Origin of the sequence: Aneurinibacillus migulanus, assembly GCF_001274715.1 — a bacterium.
Taxonomy (GTDB): domain Bacteria; phylum Bacillota; class Bacilli; order Aneurinibacillales; family Aneurinibacillaceae; genus Aneurinibacillus; species Aneurinibacillus migulanus.
On record NZ_LGUG01000004.1, the window covers coordinates 710,811 to 729,148 of the forward strand.

Sequence of the window (18,338 nt, forward strand, 5' to 3'; positions counted from 1 at the left end):
GGGGATGAAAGGGTTTTCTTTATTTTCACCCGTTTTTCTGATTTCCGAACAGAACAGTCATATACCCTTGTTCTGTTCAGTATAAATTTTTAGACTATTTTAACAATGGGGAGATTTTCTAAGAAGGAGGAAGTATCATGAGTACAGATACGGCGATGGTTGATAATCGAGAAGCTTCTCTACCGCCTATCGAAATGGGAGAAGAAATGTCGGGTTCGGATATGCTGCTGCGTTGTCTGCTGCTGGAAGGCGTCGAGTACGTTTTCGGGTATCCGGGAGGAGCGGTACTGCCGATTTACGACTCGCTTTATTCCAGTCGCCTTAAGCACATCCTGACACGTCACGAGCAGGGAGCGATTCACGCAGCTGATGGTTATGCGCGTGCAACGGGTAAGCCGGGTGTCGTCATTGCCACTTCTGGTCCGGGAGCGACCAATCTTGTGACAGGCATCGCGACAGCGCATATGGATTCCGTACCACTTATCTGCATTACAGGGAACGTGGCGCAGAGCCTAATCGGTACCGACGCTTTCCAGGAAGCGAATATTACAGGGATTACACTCCCGATTACGAAACACAACTATTTCGTTCGCGATGTCGAGGATTTGCCACGCATCGTTAAGGAAGCGTTCCATATCGCGACCACCGGACGGCCGGGTCCTGTTCTCATCGATATTCCGAAAGACGTCAATAACGCGAAAGCACCGTTCTATTATCCAGAAACGGTGAAGCTTCGCAGTTATAATCCGAATGTTAAGCCGAACAATCTTCAAATCGAAAGATTGGCCAGGGCAATTAAAGAAGCGAAAAAACCTGTTATCCTCGCTGGTGGCGGGATTGTCGCAGCTGGCGCAGAAAAAGAATTGTTAGAATTCGCGGAAAGAACAAACATTCCGGTTATTCCGACGTTCATGGGGCTGGCAGGCTTCCCGGGAACGCATCCGCTCTGTCCGGGTATGCCAGGTATGCATGGCTCGTATGCTTCTAATCAGGCACTGTTAAATACGGACCTGCTGATTAACATGGGAGCGCGCTTTGATGACCGTATTACAATGGGGCGGACAAAAGAATTCGCACCGAATGCGAAAATTGTCCACATCGATATTGACCCGGCGGAAATCGGTAAAAACATCGATGCATACATTCCGATTGTTGGTGATGTGAAGAATGTGCTACTTGCTGCATTGGCTAAGGCAGAACGAGCTGACTCTGATGCCTGGGTAGAGCAAGTTCAAGCGTGGGGCACACAGCATCCATACAGCTATAAGCCGAGTCCGGAAGGTCGGCTGAAGCCGCAACGCGCGATTGAGATTATGTATGAATCAACCGGCGGAGATGCAATTGTTACTACCGACGTTGGTCAGCATCAAATGTGGGTGGCTCAATACTTCAAATTCAGCAACCAGCGCTCGTTCATTTCTTCCGGGGGACTTGGCACGATGGGCTTTGGATTCCCCGCAGCGATCGGTGCGCAGATGGCTCATCCGAACCAGACGGTTATCTCGGTAAGCGGCGACGGCGGATTCCAGATGAATCTGCAAGAGCTGGCGGTTGTTGCCAACCATAACCTGCCGATTAAGATTGTCGTTATCAACAATAATTGTCTCGGCATGGTACGCCAATGGCAGGAATTGTTCTATGATCATCGTTACAGCCAGGTTGACTTGAGTGTAAGCGTCGATTTTGTCAAGCTTGTCGAAGCTTATGGCATCAAGGGGCTGCGCGCTTCGACAGAAGAAGATGCAGAGCGCGTATGGCAGGAAGCAATGAATACGAATGGACCGGTATTTGTTGAATTCGTGGTAGAACCGGAAGAAAATGTTTATCCGATGGTAGCGGCCGGTAACACACTTGACCAAATGGTTTTGGGAGATGAGGAGTAACATGGAACAAAAACACACCATTTCGATTCTGGTTAACGACCAGCCGGGTGTTTTGACTCGGGTTGCGAGCCTGATGGGTCAACGGGGTTTCAATATTGATAGCATTACAGTCGGTCAGTCGGAGGAGCCAGGATTGTCAAGAATGATTATTGTGACGAGTGGGGACGACAGAACGGTTGAGCAAATTATGAAGCAATTTCATAAATTAATCGATGTGCTTAAGGTACAACACTTAAGCAGTGGCCCGATGGTATCACGGGAACTGGCGCTCATTAAAGTAGAAGCGACACCTGCGACACGCGCTGAAATCAACGGCGTTATCGAGCCATTCCGCGCAAGTGTCGTCGATGTAGGCCCGGCTTCTCTGGTTATTCAGGTTACCGGTGATTCTCATAAAATCGACGCATTAATCGAACTGTTGATGCCATATGGTATTAAGGAACTTTCGCGTACAGGCGTAACCGCCATTAGCCGTGGCGTCGCAACGCTTGCCAAAGTTTAGTTTTCATTATTATGTTTTCAATTCATTAAATATAAATTGCACACACAATAGGGGAGGAACATTCCATGATTACAATGTACTACGAAAAAGACGCAAACCAAGAGCTATTGCAAGGCAAGACTGTTGCCATTATCGGATATGGTAGCCAGGGACACGCACAGGCGCAAAACTTGCGCGATAGCGGGGTAAAAGTCGTAATCGGTCTGCGTAAAGGACGTTCTTGGGAGCAAGCAGAAAATGACGGTTTCGAAGTACTTACCGTAGATGAGGCGTCTGCACGCGCTGACATCATCATGATTCTGCTCCCGGATGAGATGCAGGCAAAAGTGTACAAAGAACAAATCGAGCCGAACTTGAAAGATGGCGCGGCATTGTTCTTCTCACATGGCTTTAACATTCACTTTGAACAAATCGTAGCTCCGGCAGGTGTGGACGTAGTAATGGTAGCGCCGAAAAGCCCGGGTCATATGGTTCGTCGTGTGTATACAGAAGGCTTTGGCGTACCGGGATTACTGGCCGTATATCAAGACGGAACTGGTAAAGCGAAGGAAATCGGCCTTGCATACGCTAGCGGTATTGGCTGCACACGTGCAGGCGTCATCGAAACAACGTTCCGTGAAGAAACAGAAACAGATCTATTTGGTGAGCAAGCGGTACTGTGTGGCGGTACATCCGAGCTGGTAAAAGCAGGGTTCGAAACGCTGGTAGAAGCCGGATATGCACCAGAAATCGCATACTTTGAGTGTCTACATGAATTGAAACTAATCGTTGACCTGATGTATGAGGGTGGCCTGGAGTACATGCGTTATTCTATCAGCGACACAGCTGAATTTGGCGATTACAGCATTGGACAGCGTATCGTGACGGAAGAAACAAAGCAAGAAATGAAGAAAGTATTGAAAGAAATCCAGACTGGTCAATTTGCGAAGAACTGGATTATTGAGAATCAATCCGGCCGTGCGGCATTCGGAGCTCGCCGCCGTTTAGAGAAAGAGCATCAAATCGAGCAAGTTGGTAAACAACTGCGTGAAATGATGGCTTGGATTAAGAAATAAGGAAAAGAAACAAAAACTGTGGAGGTGCCAGGGAATGCGTACGATCGAGATTTTTGATACCACCCTGCGGGACGGTGAACAGTCTCCAGGTGTCAACTTAAGCACAAATGAGAAAATGGAAATTGCTCTGCAACTAGAGCGCCTGGGAGTGAACCGGATTGAAGCGGGCTTTGCCGCCGCCTCCCCTGGAGATTTACAGTCCATCTGCAATATTGCGAAGCGGGTAAAAAATTCGACTATCGTAAGCTTATCTCGCGCACGTCTGCAGGATATCGATAAAGCATGGGAAGCTTTGCGGGATGCTGAGTCTGCTTGCCTGCATACGTTTCTTGCGACTTCGCCTATTCATCGGAAGTACAAGTTGAACATGACAAAGGAGCAGGTCATTGAAAATGCAGTGGCTGCGGTAAAGCATGCGAAAAAATACTTTGATTTGGTGGAGTTCTCCTGCGAGGATGGCTCACGCACCGAGCTACCATACTTAATCGAAGTAGTGCAGGCGGTTGTAGATGCAGGTGCTCGTATCGTCAATATTCCAGATACGGTAGGATACACTACACCAGCGGAGTACGGCAATATTTTTACCCAGCTGCGGAATCATGTTCGGGGCATTGAGAATGTGAAACTGAGCTGCCACTGTCATGATGACCTGGGCATGGCGGTTGCCAATACGTTGGCTGCCATCGAAGCAGGTGCAACCCAAGTAGAGGGAACAATTAACGGTATCGGTGAACGTGCCGGTAATGCTGCACTGGAAGAAGTAGCACTTGCTCTCGATACACGCAAAGATTTCTACCAGGCGACGACTGATTTGAAGCTGGAAGAAATTGCACGTACGAGCAAGCTTGTTAGTCGCTTAACAGGCATGTTTGTACCAGGCAATAAAGCGGTTGTAGGGGCCAACGCATTTGCACATCAATCTGGTATCCATCAAGATGGTATGTTGAAAGAGTCGAGTACGTATGAGATTATTCGTCCAGAACGTGTAGGCGTCAAAGCGACACGTCTCGTACTTGGCAAGCTTTCCGGCCGTGCCGCCTTTAAAGATAAGTTAGTGGAACTGGGCTATCAGTTAGGCCAGGAAGAGCTGAATGAGGCATTTGCCCGCTTCAAGGATTTGTGTGACCGCAAGAAAGATGTCAGCGACGAGGACATTGTTGCGCTTATTGATTCTAAGCTGGTTGACGTTCCTGAAGCGTATATTTTGGAAAATATCCAGTTATCATACGGCAATAATTCTGTGCCGACCGCAAGCGTGCGTGTACGTACCGCGGGAGGCGAGATTCTTGAAGAAGCAGCATGCGGAAACGGCTCTGTCGATTCTATTTATAAAGCAATCGATCGGGTAACGAACGAAGAGGTTGTGCTGGAAGACTATAAGATTGTATCCATCACTCACGGCAAAGATGCGCTTGGTGAAGTATATGTACGTCTCTCACAAGAAGACGGGAAGCGTACAGTTCAAGGCCGCGGAGTTAGTACGGATATACTAGAAGCAAGCGCCAAAGCTTATCTGCGCGCACTTAATAAGCTCATCGCGCGCCGGAGCGATGCCGTAGAAGAAGTCGTGATGTAGAGAGGAAGGAAACGTAGCATGAGTCAAAGCTTTACTATCACCGTTCTGCCAGGAGACGGCATCGGGCCGGAGGTTATCGAGCAGGCGGTCAATGTAATGAAAGTGGTCGAAGAACTTGAAGGGGTTAGTTTTTCGTTTGAATATGCGCGTCTGGGCGGATGTGCCATCGATGAAGATGGCACACCGCTACCGCAGGATACTCTAGAGAAAGCACGGCGCTCTGATGCTGTGCTGCTGGGTGCTGTTGGAGGACCGAAGTGGGATAATAATCCGGCTCACCTTCGTCCGGAAACAGGACTGCTTGGCATCCGCAAGGAGCTTGGCCTATATGCCAATCTTCGTCCGGCGTTCATGTTGGATTGCATGGTCGGTGTGTCGGCATTAAGAGAAGAAGTTGTACAGGGCGTCGATCTTATGGTTATCCGCGAGCTGACGGGTGGTCTGTATTTCGGTGAGAAGAGACGTTATGAGACCGAGAATGGAGAAGTCGCTTCCGACGAATTAATTTATCATGAATACGAGATTGAGCGGATTGTGCGCCGTGCGTTCGAAGTAGCGCGTTTGCGCAGCAAGAAGCTGACCTCGGTAGATAAAGCGAATGTATTGGAATCGTCACGCTTGTGGCGTAAAGTGGTCGATCGGATTGCTCCTGAATATCCGGATGTAGAATTGCGTCACCAGTTAGTCGACTCTTGCGCAATGGAGCTTATCCGTTGGCCGAAGCAGTTCGACACCGTTGTAACGGAGAATATGTTCGGGGATATTTTGAGTGATGAGGCATCTATGCTGACAGGCTCGATCGGTATGCTTCCATCTGCATCGCTAGCGGACGGCAATTTTGGTTTATATGAGCCTGTGCATGGCTCGGCACCAGATATCGCAGGTAAAGGCATTGCCAATCCGACTGCGACCATCTTATCGGCTGCTATGATGCTCAGATACTCATTTGGACTCGAAAAAGCAGCGAATGCGATTGAGCAAGCGGTGCATAATGTGCTAAATTCCGGTGTACGTACCGGAGATATCGCCTCCAATAAAGAGGAGGCAGTTGGAACAAAAGAAATGGCAGATAAAATCATTGCTGCTATGCGTGAAGCTTACGTACAGGCGTAATGTAATTGTGATGGCTAGCCATTAAAAATACCCGCCGAGTTTCCGAATGAATTGGAAGCTCTGGCGGGTATTTTTAGTGAACAGGAAAGTAGATGGCACTGTAAATTGAGAAAGCGGCCCTATGTTTCTTTGCGGAAAAAGGACGAGCGAAAGCACCCGCAAGTTTTTCTCATTCATGTTGCAAAAATTCCCTTACTGGCGTTCCCCATTCAATTTCTGCATCGGGATAGCTTGCCTGAATAATTTCTGTTATTTCGAAGAAATCGTCACGGGTAAGGCCTTTTAGTCGATTCGGTTGACGTGGCCAAATCGAAATCTTGGTTACAGTAAATCGATCCTCTGTATTTCCTAGATATTTCTCGCCTTCGAACAAGACCCCTTTGTATGTAAGCAGAAGATTACGGCGTACATTGTCGCTGTCATCGAGAAAAAATGTCTGCTTCTTCTCATGCGCTGTCAGAAGCTTTCGTTTCGGATTGAAGATATATTGAAACCACCATACAATGAAGGCGATAATGATTAAGAGCATCAGAAAACGCAGCATAATGTTCCCTCTTTTCATGCAAAAGTATCCATCTACTCTTTCTATACGGATTCATTAGAAAAAGGATGCAAAAAAATGCTATACTATCACACAGAAGTTTATAATTAAAATGAGGGATTGTATTCCATGAATGTACTTGTAACGACGTTAAACGCGAAATATATCCATACCTCACTGGCGTTGCGCTATTTGAAAGCATTCTGTCAAGATGATTTCAAGGTGGAGCTTACAGAATACACCATCAAAGATCCAGCTATGAATGTAGTGTCTGATCTGTTCCAGCGCAAACCAGATGTCATTGGCTTCTCTTGTTATATCTGGAATATCGAAGAAACAATCCAGATTATCTCCATGTTGAAAAAGGTAATGCCTGAGGTCAAGGTTGTACTCGGCGGGCCTGAAGTTTCGTATGATGTAGAATATTGGATGAATCGTCTATCCGATATTGACTTTATTGTAGTTGGTGAAGGAGAAGAGACATTTCATCATCTTTTGAAAGAAATTGAGGGCGAACAGAAATATCATTTTGTCTATGGGGTCGCATACCGGAAGAACGGAGAGACGATTATCAACCCACCGCGTCCTAAGCTAGATTTGAATCGGATTCCTTCTCCTTTCTACTTTAAAGAAGATATGCAAAGCCTCGGCAATCGGGTGACATACTTCGAAACAAGCCGTGGCTGTCCCTTCTCTTGCCAGTTTTGTCTCTCAAGTATCGAAGTAGGTGTAAGGTACTTTGATATTGAACGTACGAAGCGGGATTTGCTTCATTTGATTGAAAGCGGAGCGAAGCTCATCAAGTTTGTCGACCGTACGTTCAACATTAAACGTGATTATGCTTTGGAGATTTTTCAGTTTCTAATCGACAACCATCAAGGTTGCGTATTTCAATTTGAGATTACAGCAGATATTATGCGTCCCGAGGTGCTTGATTACTTGGCGGAATATGCACCGCCGGGCATCTTCCGCTTTGAAATCGGCGTACAGTCCACCAATGATGCAACAAACGATATTGTAAAGCGAAGACAGAATTTTACTAAGTTGGCCCGGACGGTTACAAAAGTTAAGGAGAGCGGTAAAATCGATCAGCATCTTGATTTGATTGCGGGCTTGCCGGAAGAAGACTACATGTCGTTTCGCAAGACGTTTAACGACGTGTTTGCGCTGCGTCCTGAAGAATTACAACTTGGTTTTCTGAAGATGCTGCGTGGTACGGGCATGCGTATTAGCGCAGAGAAATACGAATATAAATACATGGACCACGCACCATATGAAATCCTGGAGAATGGTGTGTTACCATTCAGTGATATCGTCCGGATTAAGCGAGTGGAAGATGTGCTGGAGAAATATTGGAACGCTCACCGTATGGACCATACGTTGTTGTATCTAATGAAACATGAATTCGCATCAGCCTTCGACTTTTTCCAGGAGTTCGGCGACTTCTGGGAAGCTGGGGGATGGTCCCGTATTGGGCATCAGCTTGAGGATTTATTTACACGGTTGCATTTGTTTCTAAGACAAAGGGGCACAGAGCGTCTGCCAATTATCGAAGCCTTGATGAAATATGATTATTTCATGAACTATAAATACAAACCGCGCAAAGTATGGTGGTCATATGAAATCGAGAAGGCGGAGCAGTCCCGTTTGCTAAAAGTACTGGCACAACAGCCGGAAATCGCCGGGGAAAAATTTGCGGCGCTCGGATTGGACGAGAAGCAGTTGCACAAGCATACAATGCTGGAAATCCTTCCAATCGATCTGGCGTCATACGTGACAACGGGAGATATGAAGCGAGAAGACACGTTGTTGCTCGTCTATTATAATCCGGAGGAGAGCGACAGGCCGAACGCTTATTTTATTCCATTGTCAGCGTTACAGCGAGTTTCTGCATAAGAAGAAAAAAGACCTGCTCATCTCGCTCTATCAAGGAGATGCGACAGGTCTTTTTCTGTTACATGCATGGTTTTACATTTTCACTTTTTCAGGTGTGAAGAAAGTGGTAATGGCATATAGGCCGCTTATACCTACCAGTGCGTATACGATACGGGAAAGAATTGCGTCTTGTCCTCCGAAAATCGCAGCTACCAAATCGAATTGGAAAAAACCTACCAGTCCCCAGTTGATCGCTCCAATAATCACCAGAACGAGTGCAATACGCAGTAACGTGTTCATGCAAATCCCTCTTTCCTTATTAGTTTAGCACTGAATGTTCACAAAGAGAAAGTGTAAAATAAGAGCATTGTATAATTCATACCTACCATGATAACTTTAAAATTATTCATGATTTGTAGAATTAATTTCCAATACTTGTCTAAGGAAAGAAGGATAGACTACAGTCTTATTTCGTTTTTTATTTGTATATACAAATGTTAAGTAGAGCGGAACTTTCGCTTTTTTTGGTCGGTTCGAACATAACGGTGCATAATAAATTCAAGAATTCCGAGTATAATTCCGCATAAAATGCTGCCCAGAATCGTAATATGGCTGTCCATAAATAACCATCCGGATAAATAAAGGATGGCTCCGATGGCTACTGCTCCCTGTAGGGTTGCCCGATAAATGCCGAACATGCCGAGTACGATCTCATCGGCAACCAGACCGATAATGAGCAGCAGAAGGCTTACATAAAGCCAATGCTGAACACTACCGAATGCTATCTGCTGCGGAAAAACGACCGATAGCAAGTACAATCCGCCGGGAAATAGAATGATTTTGTATAGGAAGTTAAGAAAGATACGCTTTGCCACTTTATCTGCTCCTTTCTCTTTTAGTATGTGCGTAAAGTATGCGATAATATGGAATAGGAAAGGTAAAGCTTGGCATTCTATATCTTGTAGAGAACAAACGGGAGGTATGATTGTGGAAGATAAAACGCTGCAAATGTACAAAGAACTCACAGAAACGCCCGGTGTACCTGGACATGAACGCCAGGTGCGCGAAGTTATGCGCAAGTACATAGAGCCTTATGCGGATGAAGTAACAACGGACAACTTGGGTAGTTTGTTGGCACGCAAGGGGGATAAAGGACCAAAGATTATGGTGGCGGGCCACCTCGATGAAGTAGGCTTCATGGTAACGATGATTACCGATAAAGGGTTCCTTAAGTTTCAGCCGCTTGGCGGTTGGTGGGAGCAGGTCATGCTGGCACAGCGCGTTTCTATTCAGACCCGGAACGGAGTCATTGAAGGGGTTATCGGTTCTGTTCCGCCGCATATTCTGTCGCCAGAAGCACGTAAGAAGCCGGTCGAGATCAAAGATATGTTTATTGACATCGGTGCTTCCAGCAAGGAGCAAGCGGAAGAGTATGGCGTGCGTCCTGGTGATACGGTCGTTCCAATTTGTCCGTTTACGGTAATGACCAACCCGAAAATTATGATGGCAAAGGCATGGGATAATCGTGTAGGCATTGCTCTGGCCATTCAGACATTAGAACAGTTACAGAATGTAAGTCATCCGAACACAGTGTATGGAGTAGGAACAGTACAGGAAGAAGTAGGTCTTCGCGGAGCACAAACGTCTGTATTTGCGGTTAATCCGGATATTGCCTTCGCGGTGGATGTGGGCATCGCCGGGGATACTCCAGGCGTTAAAGAAGGAGATGCCATGTCCAAAATCGGCGAAGGACCGCAGGTGTTGCTGTATGATGCATCGATGGTCGGCCATCCAGGCTTGCGTAAGCTAGTGGTGGAGACAGCGGAAGAGATGGGGATTCCATTCCAATACGATGTGATGGCACGTGGAGGTACGGACGCGGGACGCATGCATCTGAACGGTAAAGGTGTACCGTCCATTGTTATCGGTATTGCTACCCGTTATATCCATAGCCATGCAGCTATTTTGCACCGCGACGATATAGATAATGCAGTCAGACTTATTACGGAAACCATCAAGAAGCTTGATGAAGATACTGTTGCTAAAATTAAACGCGGCGAATACTAAGTAATTGCATGAAAAAACTCCCGGAAATGAATTTTCGGGAGTTTTTTCGTCTTGCTTCGTATTTTCTGCTAATGGAATTACTGCACATGCTGATGGATACAGTCTACCATTTTGTTCTTTTCCTGCTCGTCAGCTTCCTGCCAGACCATTTCGAATAATACGCCCAGACCGGGGAGGGTTTTTTCTTCGCCGCTGGTAATCGCATCTACGATCGTATGACGTACATCATCTTTGGATGAGCCATGCATATTGTGCATAATTGCCGCACGTAAATCCAGATTGGAAATGTTCACTGTGTTCACGCTCCTTCGCAGTAATAACAAAATCGCTTCGTACCATAGTTTCACCGGAATGATTTATTTTCATCCCTCTCGAAAAGAATCAACAGGGAGTGGTATAATAAAAAACGAATTCACAAAGGGGTGGGGAGCATGGGCAGTCAATCATACGCAATTATCGGCATGGGCCGATTCGGCGCCAGCGTGGCGCAGGCGCTCTATAGCATGGGCTATGATGTCATGGTTATGGACGAGAACGAAGAACGTATCCAAGATCATATTAATATTGCTACGCATGCCGTACAGGCTGACTCGACGGATGAACAGGCGCTGAGAGAGGTAGGAATCCGTAACTTCGATGTCGTCGTCGTAGCGATAGGAGCGGATATTCAAGCCAGCATTCTAACAACGCTTATCTTGAAGGAATTAGGCGTAAAAATGATTGTTGCCAAAGCGCAGAACGAGAGGCATGGCCAGGTACTGTATAAGGTAGGTGCGGACCGCGTCGTATTTCCGGAGCGTGATATGGGATTGCGTGTTGCCCATAATCTTATCTCGCCTAATGTATTGGACTTTGTCGAATTGGCTGAAGAGTATAGTATCGCTGAGGTGGCGGCTTCAGAGGCAATGGACGGTAAGAGTCTGACTGAGCTGGATGTACGTGCCCGTTTCGGAGTCAACGTTATGGCTATTAAGAGTGGCAATTCATTCAATATTGCACCAAGCGCCACGGATACGATTCAAGAGGGCGATATTCTTGTCGTAATTGGACATAATGATGATTTGAAAAAATTTGAGGAAGAGTCCTGAATGACGGAATATACAGGTTAGGAGCATAGTAATGGAAAGGATTACATCTGTACAAAATCCGCGCATAAAGCAGTGGGCTAAACTGCATGTCCGAAAAGAACGTGAAAGCACGGGGTGTTTTCTGTTAGAAGGTATGCATCTTGTAGAGGAAGCGTGTCGGTCAGACGTTCCGCTAGAAGCAATTTTGGTGGAAGAAGATACAGTATTACCTGAATGGCTGAAAGCTTATCAGCAGACGCATCAAAATATGGAGTTGCTCTGGGTAACGCGTCCTGTGCTGGAAAAAGTGTCGGAAACAAAAACGCCTCAGGGCATGCTGGCTATAGCGAAGATGCGCACTACCTTGCCGGATGCGCTCCCGGATGACTGTCTGTTGCTTGTATTAGATAAGCTTCAAGATCCCGGCAATGTCGGCACGCTCATTCGTACGGCAGATGCGGCTGGATTTGATGGCGTAGTCATTGGAGAAGGCAGCGCGGACTTATATAATAGCAAAACCATCCGTTCGACAATGGGTTCGCTCTTTCACCTGCCGATTTGGCGTGAGAATGTTGTCGATTTTATTCATCGGGTGAAAGACGAGCATCCCGGATTGCGTGTGATTGGAACCAGTCTTAAGGAGTCGAAGGCATATACGGACGTTATGTATGCGGGTTCGGTCGCGCTCGTTATCGGAAATGAAGGCAGCGGAATTTCCGATGATGTGCTGGCGCTTACCGATCAGAATGTCATCATTCCGATTCATGGTCGCGCCGAATCGCTGAATGCGGCAATTGCAGGGTCGGTCTTAATGTATGAGGCAATAAGGCAGCGGATAAAATAAGTCCGCTGCCTTATGTAACGTCTGGCTGATTTTTATTCGCTTTTCCCTGTTGGTTCTTCATATCCTGGCGCATGTTCTGCCATTGATCGCGGGCTGCACGAACCATCTGTGGCTCATTTACTTTTAGCGGATGTTCGATGACTTTAGAAAAGAAGCGAAGTGCTTGATTGTAGTCGCCAAGCTGCCGGTGTAGCTCGCCGATAAGGTAAATCAGTTTGATTTCGGACATGCCAGCACGCATATAGTCCCCTTCCTGGTAAGACGCTTCATATTCACCCAGTGCAAGCGTAAGAAATCTGCGTTCTTCCGGCTCTTTTTTCTGATAACGATACAGCCAGGCAAGGCGCAAGCATAGACCAGCCATAACGCAGTGCGGCTCCCGGCGAATACTGGCTGCGAAAATTGCTAATTTATAGGTGGCAACTGCTTCCGGGATCGTACGGATGCCGGTATAGTCTTTTTGTGTCCAGTTAGCCGTGATTTTTTCTTCGGTGAGTTGCTGAAGCTGTGGCGGTACTTCCTTGCGGAATTGATTGTTAAAGGAATAGCCACAGAGGGGACAGACGACAATATGATAGAGGATGGGATTTTCGGATTGATCGTCATAATGTTCGCAAAAATCAGGATCGCGCTTAAATGGGTGGCTTCGGCGCAATCGCGTTTTTTTACTTGTAAAGTGATGTTCGCAATGGGCACAGATGAACTTCTTATCATAGAGGATGGTATCTAATCGACTCATGCGCTTCTCCTTTTGTAGTATTTAGGGATTAAGTAAAATTGACCTATCGTTAGTATAGGTTATAATTCATTGCAAAGATAGGAAAAAATGCATAAGGATAAAGTAAAACTTCCATCAGCAAATGTTTTCTTCATCCTTAGCTCATGGTTAGCTGCCCGTTGGACAGGGATAAATTTTTATACGCTTGCATATTTTTTACATATACTATATAATTTATTTTTAAATGATATGACTTAAATAAAGTGATACCATATGCATAGTAAAAAGGCATGGACGGAGACAAGTACGTGGAATGAACGCTCCCAGGGAGAGAATGCCGTGACTGAAAGCATTCTTGAGACGGTTTTTCCGCCGAATTCACTCCTGAGCCGACCCCTGAACGTTACAGTAAGGGGCACCGGAATTATTTCCGTTATCAATGAGCAAGATGAGGGTGGGTTCGTCCGCTCTCGAACAAGGGTGGTACCGCGACCTCTCGCCCCTTACCGGGTGGGAGGTCTTTTTATTTTTTTAGAAAGTTAAAGGAGGTTTATACAGTGCGCGAAAGATTGGAAGCATTGAAAGCGGAAGCGCTTGAAGAATTGGAGCAAATCGGGCAGACTGCAGAAGTACAGGAGCTGCGCGTAAAATATCTTGGCAAAAAAGGTCTTCTGACCGAAATTCTGCGTGGCATGGGCAAGTTGTCCGCGGAAGAGCGCCCGGTTATCGGACAGCTGGGCAATGAAGTACGTTCAGCAATCGAAAGTAAGCTCGAAGAGAAGAAAGAAGCCGCTGAGCGTGCGGAAATCGAAGCCAAGCTAGCAAGTGAGTCGATCGATGTAACGCTGCCGGGTCGCTCGGTGCATATAGGAAATCGCCATCCGCTTACATTGGTGACAGAACAGATTGAAGATATTTTCTTAGGTATGGGTTTCACGGTGGCGGAAGGACCGGAAATTGAGACAGATTATTATAATTTCGAAACGTTGAATTTGCCAAAGAATCATCCGGCCCGTGATATGCAGGATTCATTCTATATAACGGAAGATATTCTACTTCGTACCCATACGTCACCTGTACAAGTACGTACAATGGAGAAGATGAAAGGGGAAGTGCCGGTAAAAGTTATTTGTCCGGGCCGCGTGTATCGCCGTGATAATGACGATGCCACTCACTCTCATGTTTTTAACCAAGTAGAGGGCTTGATGGTAGGCGAGAATATACGCATGAGCGATTTGAAAGGTGTACTGTTGAATTTTGCCCGTCAAATGTTCGGGGAAGGTACGGAAATTCGTCTGCGCCCAAGCTTTTTCCCATTCACTGAGCCGAGTGCAGAAGTTGACGTATCCTGTAGTATGTGTGGGGGCAAAGGCTGTCGGGTGTGCAAGCATACAGGCTGGCTCGAAATTCTGGGCTCAGGTATGGTGCATCCGCGTGTGTTGGAGATGGCAGGGTATGATCCGGAGAAGTATACAGGATTTGCATTTGGAATGGGGATCGATCGAATTGCCATGTTGAAGTACGGCATTGATGATATCCGACATTTCTACATGAATGATGTGCGTTTCCTAAAGCAGTTTAACCGGGTATAAAGGAGGATGGAAGACAATGAAAGTTTCATATAATTGGTTGGCGCAATATGTGGACGTATCCGGCATTACTCCGGAAGAGCTCGCGGAGAAGCTAACGCGTAGCGGCGTGGAAGTCGATGCGGTAGAACATTTGAATAAAGGTGTTACTGACGTTGTCGTAGGGTATGTAACGAAGAAAGAGAAGCACCCGGATGCCGACAAGTTGAATGTATGTCAGGTGGATGTTGGCGGCGAAGAGTTGCTGCAGATTGTCTGTGGAGCAAAAAATGTTGAAGCCGGACAAAAAGTACCTGTGGCGGTCGTCGGAGCCAAGCTTCCAGGTGATTTCAAAATCAAAAAAGCGAAGCTACGTGGCGTAGCATCTAATGGAATGATTTGCTCAGCGAAAGAACTGGGGATTAATGACAAGCTGATGCCGAAAGAAATTCAGGAGGGCATCCTCGTACTGCCGGAAGACTTGGAGGTAGGCCAACCGATTCAGCCGATACTTGGCCTTGATGATGTTGTACTCGAACTAGGGTTAACACCAAATCGTTCAGATTGTCTAAGCATGATGGGTGTGGCATATGAAGTGGCCGCGATTCTGGACAGAGATGTAAAATTACCAGAAGGAAACGTGCCGGAGAACGGGCCATCTATCGAAGGAAAAGTGGAGGTAAATATTGAAGCACCAGAGCATTGCCACCGCTATATGGCGCGCATGATTTCAGGTATAAAGCTTGCACCTTCGCCGCTTTGGATGCAGAATCGTCTGATGGCAGCGGGTGTACGTCCAATAAATAATGTAGTCGACATTACGAATTATGTCATGCTTGAGACTGGGCAACCGTTACATGCATTCGATTACGCCAAAGTAGATAATGGGCACATTGTTGTGCGTCTTGCTAAATCCGGTGAAACAATAGTAACGCTAGATGATGCGGAACGTACGCTAGATGAAGAGATGCTACTCATTACAGACGGCACCAAAGCGATCGGTGTTGCAGGAGTAATGGGCGGCGCTAACTCCGAAGTAACGGGGGCGACCGATACAATTCTTCTAGAATCGGCGCACTTTGCCGGTTCGTCCATCCGCAAAACGGCACGAAAGCTGGGACTGCGTTCCGAAGCGAGTCTGCGGTTTGAAAAAGAAGTAAATCCGCAAGCTGTGGAACAGGCGCTTGACCGCGCAGCGGCATTAATAGCAGAGCTAGCGAATGGTCAGGTATCGCAAGGCAAAGCCGATCAAGCGCTTTCCATTCCGAAAGAAAAACAAGTCGATCTTCATCTTTCTCGCCTGAATGGCTTGCTTGGTACAGACTTGCAGCTTAAAGACGCGACGACCATTCTAGAACGGTTAAAGTTCACTTACGTGACAGAGGGTGAAACATTGAAGGTGACTGTGCCAACGCGCCGTCAGGATATTACACGTGAAGTGGATGTAATCGAGGAAGTAGCCCGTCTTTACGGCTACGATCATATTCCAACGACTATGCCATATGGCGATAATACACAGGGAATGCTTACTCGTGAGCAAATGCTGCGCCGGACGATTCGCCAGGTGCTGAATGGAGCGGGATTGGATGAGGTGAGCGCCTACTCATTCACGCACCCTGATATCGCCCACGACCTCGCTACGGTATACCGGGAAACAAAGCCAATTCCGTTGGCGATGCCAATGAGCGAAGAGCGAAGCGTGCTTAGGGTAAATCTATTGCCTCATCTGCTTGAAACCGCCGCGTATAACAATAACCGTAAAGAGCGTGATCTTGCTTTGTTTGAGATAGGCAAGGTGTTCTTAAGCGATGAGGAGACATTAAGTAAGCTGCCGGAAGAGCATCTGACGCTTGGCGGTCTGTTGACCGGCAACTGGGTGGGACCACATTGGCAGCAAAAAGCCGAGCCGGTGGACTTCTATTTAGTGAAAGGTATTCTCGATGTATTATTGAACCGTCTGGGTATTACCGGTATTGAATACCGTCCGGCTAAAGACATTAAAGGGATGCATCCTGGAAGGACGGCACAAGTTATATTGCAGGGAAAAGGAGCCGGTTATGTAGGGCAAGTTCATCCGGCTACCCAGCAAAAATACGATGTAGATGAGACGTATGTATTCCAATTGGATGCTGATCTGCTGATTGAATTGGCAACGATGCATCAAGGCATGATTCCGCTGCCGAAATATCCGGCTATTAGTCGTGATATTGCAGTTGTAGTCGACCGGGGAATAAGTGCGGGAGATCTACAGAAGGTTATCGAAACTTCCGCGGGAGAGTGGCTGGAATCAGTACGGATTTTCGACGTATATGTGGATGATAGGCTAGGTGAGAATAAGAAGAGTGTTGCCTTATCTTGCACATACCGTGATCCGGAACGTACGCTAACTGATGAAGAAGTACAAGCAGCCCACAGTAAAGTTGTGGAAACGCTGGCCGCCGAGTGCGGAGCCGAACTGCGTGGCTGATCGCGTATAGAAAGGAGGGGATGCTTGAATGCGTCTCCTCCTTTTTTCTATGGATAAGTGGGTTTTTCTTATGTCTTTGGATTTGTGTTGCCTTTTCATTTTCACTGCTTTCTTTATTTGTGGTATTGTGTAGAATATAGTTATGTACAAGGACGTGAGGAGGACGTAGTGTGTCAGGACAGAACAAAGAACGAGTTGTCGTTGAAATATATGGACAGTACTATACCATGAAAGGGGATAGCAGTTCTTCTCATATGCGTATGATCGCCGGGTATGTGGACGATAAAATGCGCCAGATTGCTGCGGCGAATCCCCGTCTGGATACGAATAAATTGGCGGTGCTTGCCGCATTGAACATGGCTGATGAATACTTTCGGTTGCGTATGGAATATGAAGAACTGATTAAGCTATTGGAGGAAACTGCACAAGAAGCGGAAGAAGAAGAGATGGAAGAAGGAAGCGGAACAGATAAGGAGTAAGGGGCAACATGAATATTCTTGATATTATCGTTCTTATATTATTAGCAGTAAGCGTATGGCGAGGATACAGAACGGGACTGGTCGCGCAATTGGTGCGTGTCGCCAGCTTTATCGTTTCGTTTGTGGTAGCGTTTATGTATTACCGCCCGGTAGCGGCTACGCTTGCAGAATGGATTCCGATATCCAGTACGGAGACGAGTGGATCGTTTGGGGCTGTCGCAGGATTTCCGTTTATGCAGCAGGCGCTGTATAATATTGCTGCGTTTGTTTTGCTGGCTTTTGCTGCAGGTCTTGCGGTTCGTCTGGTGGGTGGATTTTTGGACGGTGTTACAAAGCTGCCCGGATTGTCGATTGTGAATCGAATTGCGGGTGCATTAATCAGTGTGGTGAAGAATGGGCTGATTTTATTTTTGATTCTGGCTGTTGCATCGCTGCTGCCTATAGCAGCGATGGAGAAAACACTTAATGAATCGTTCTTTGCTTCATATTCTACTACGTATTCCTCTGAGTTACTTCAATGGGTAAAAGAAATGATAGAAAATCCGTTATCGCCTACGAATGGAAATTCTAATTCGTTATAGTG

The 18,338-nt window shown here is 46.7% G+C and carries 18 protein-coding genes and 1 other annotated feature; of the genes, 13 read left to right on the top strand and 5 right to left on the bottom strand.

Features of this window, described 5'->3' with window-relative positions:
* Window positions 1-137 precede the first annotated feature (137 nt).
* The 5 genes from ilvB to leuB all read left to right on the top strand — a co-directional run bounded on the left by ilvB (window position 138) and on the right by leuB (window position 6,129).
* On the top strand, window positions 138-1,883 hold the full coding sequence (ilvB, locus tag AF333_RS05200; RefSeq protein ID WP_043063197.1) for a biosynthetic-type acetolactate synthase large subunit: 1,746 nt from the start codon (window positions 138-140) through the stop codon (window positions 1,881-1,883).
* A 1-nt stretch (window position 1,884) separates the two neighbouring features.
* The gene (ilvN, locus tag AF333_RS05205) at window positions 1,885-2,385 is read left to right on the top strand and encodes an acetolactate synthase small subunit (protein ID WP_043063196.1); all 501 of its coding nucleotides are present in this window, start codon (window positions 1,885-1,887) and stop codon (window positions 2,383-2,385) included.
* Window positions 2,386-2,450: 65 nt separating this feature from the next.
* Window positions 2,451-3,440, top strand: a complete 990-nt coding sequence (ilvC, locus tag AF333_RS05210; protein ID WP_043063195.1) for a ketol-acid reductoisomerase — start codon at window positions 2,451-2,453, stop codon at window positions 3,438-3,440.
* A gap of 16 nt (window positions 3,441-3,456) precedes the next feature.
* Window positions 3,457-5,016 (top strand): 2-isopropylmalate synthase, encoded by a 1,560-nt coding sequence (locus AF333_RS05215; protein ID WP_255322281.1) that lies wholly within the window; start codon window positions 3,457-3,459, stop codon window positions 5,014-5,016.
* 18 nt (window positions 5,017-5,034) lie between these two features.
* Window positions 5,035-6,129, top strand: a complete 1,095-nt coding sequence (leuB, locus tag AF333_RS05220; RefSeq protein ID WP_043063193.1) for a 3-isopropylmalate dehydrogenase — start codon at window positions 5,035-5,037, stop codon at window positions 6,127-6,129.
* A 169-nt stretch (window positions 6,130-6,298) separates the two neighbouring features.
* On the opposite strand, the gene AF333_RS05225 is transcribed toward leuB, so the two are convergent.
* Entirely contained in the window at window positions 6,299-6,673 is a 375-nt protein-coding gene (locus AF333_RS05225; protein ID WP_235356551.1) for a sigma-w pathway protein ysdB, read from the bottom strand.
* A 126-nt stretch (window positions 6,674-6,799) separates the two neighbouring features.
* Here AF333_RS05225 and AF333_RS05230 point away from each other — a divergent pair, with 126 nt between their 5' ends.
* Entirely contained in the window at window positions 6,800-8,566 is a 1,767-nt protein-coding gene (locus AF333_RS05230; protein WP_043063191.1) for a B12-binding domain-containing radical SAM protein, read from the top strand.
* Window positions 8,567-8,638: 72 nt separating this feature from the next.
* Here AF333_RS05230 and AF333_RS05235 read toward each other — a convergent pair whose 3' ends face one another.
* The gene (locus AF333_RS05235) at window positions 8,639-8,845 is read right to left on the bottom strand and encodes a DUF378 domain-containing protein (protein WP_043063190.1); all 207 of its coding nucleotides are present in this window, start codon (window positions 8,843-8,845) and stop codon (window positions 8,639-8,641) included.
* 197 nt (window positions 8,846-9,042) lie between these two features.
* Window positions 9,043-9,420, bottom strand: coding sequence for a DUF2512 family protein (locus AF333_RS33470; RefSeq protein ID WP_043063189.1), 378 nt, complete (start codon window positions 9,418-9,420; stop codon window positions 9,043-9,045).
* Between the two features lie 106 nt (window positions 9,421-9,526).
* Here AF333_RS33470 and AF333_RS05245 point away from each other — a divergent pair, with 106 nt between their 5' ends.
* Window positions 9,527-10,612 (top strand): M42 family metallopeptidase, encoded by a 1,086-nt coding sequence (locus AF333_RS05245; protein WP_043063188.1) that lies wholly within the window; start codon window positions 9,527-9,529, stop codon window positions 10,610-10,612.
* A gap of 77 nt (window positions 10,613-10,689) precedes the next feature.
* Here AF333_RS05245 and sspI read toward each other — a convergent pair whose 3' ends face one another.
* Window positions 10,690-10,905 (bottom strand): small acid-soluble spore protein SspI, encoded by a 216-nt coding sequence (sspI, locus tag AF333_RS05250; protein ID WP_043063187.1) that lies wholly within the window; start codon window positions 10,903-10,905, stop codon window positions 10,690-10,692.
* 138 nt (window positions 10,906-11,043) lie between these two features.
* Here sspI and AF333_RS05255 point away from each other — a divergent pair, with 138 nt between their 5' ends.
* Both AF333_RS05255 and AF333_RS05260 read left to right on the top strand, forming a co-directional pair.
* On the top strand, window positions 11,044-11,700 hold the full coding sequence (locus AF333_RS05255) for a potassium channel family protein (RefSeq protein WP_043063186.1): 657 nt from the start codon (window positions 11,044-11,046) through the stop codon (window positions 11,698-11,700).
* A gap of 31 nt (window positions 11,701-11,731) precedes the next feature.
* Window positions 11,732-12,523: a TrmH family RNA methyltransferase gene (locus AF333_RS05260; RefSeq protein ID WP_043063185.1), complete on the top strand. Its 792-nt coding sequence runs from the start codon at window positions 11,732-11,734 to the stop codon at window positions 12,521-12,523.
* A gap of 10 nt (window positions 12,524-12,533) precedes the next feature.
* On the opposite strand, the gene AF333_RS05265 is transcribed toward AF333_RS05260, so the two are convergent.
* On the bottom strand, window positions 12,534-13,262 hold the full coding sequence (locus AF333_RS05265) for a DUF2225 domain-containing protein (RefSeq protein WP_043063184.1): 729 nt from the start codon (window positions 13,260-13,262) through the stop codon (window positions 12,534-12,536).
* Between the two features lie 261 nt (window positions 13,263-13,523).
* Window positions 13,524-13,748, top strand: a binding site (T-box leader).
* A 50-nt stretch (window positions 13,749-13,798) separates the two neighbouring features.
* On the opposite strand from AF333_RS05265, the gene pheS reads away from it, so the two are divergent.
* The 4 genes from pheS (at window position 13,799) to AF333_RS05290 (ending at window position 18,336) form a co-directional block, all read left to right on the top strand.
* Window positions 13,799-14,833 (top strand): phenylalanine--tRNA ligase subunit alpha, encoded by a 1,035-nt coding sequence (pheS, locus tag AF333_RS05275; protein WP_043063182.1) that lies wholly within the window; start codon window positions 13,799-13,801, stop codon window positions 14,831-14,833.
* Window positions 14,834-14,849: 16 nt separating this feature from the next.
* Entirely contained in the window at window positions 14,850-17,276 is a 2,427-nt protein-coding gene (gene pheT / locus AF333_RS05280) for a phenylalanine--tRNA ligase subunit beta (RefSeq protein ID WP_043063181.1), read from the top strand.
* A 170-nt stretch (window positions 17,277-17,446) separates the two neighbouring features.
* A complete protein-coding gene (zapA, locus tag AF333_RS05285; protein ID WP_043063180.1) occupies window positions 17,447-17,755 on the top strand; it encodes a cell division protein ZapA in 309 nt (102 codons plus the stop codon).
* An 8-nt stretch (window positions 17,756-17,763) separates the two neighbouring features.
* Window positions 17,764-18,336, top strand: a complete 573-nt coding sequence (locus AF333_RS05290) for a CvpA family protein (RefSeq protein WP_043063179.1) — start codon at window positions 17,764-17,766, stop codon at window positions 18,334-18,336.
* The last annotated feature ends 2 nt before the right edge of the window (window positions 18,337-18,338 follow it).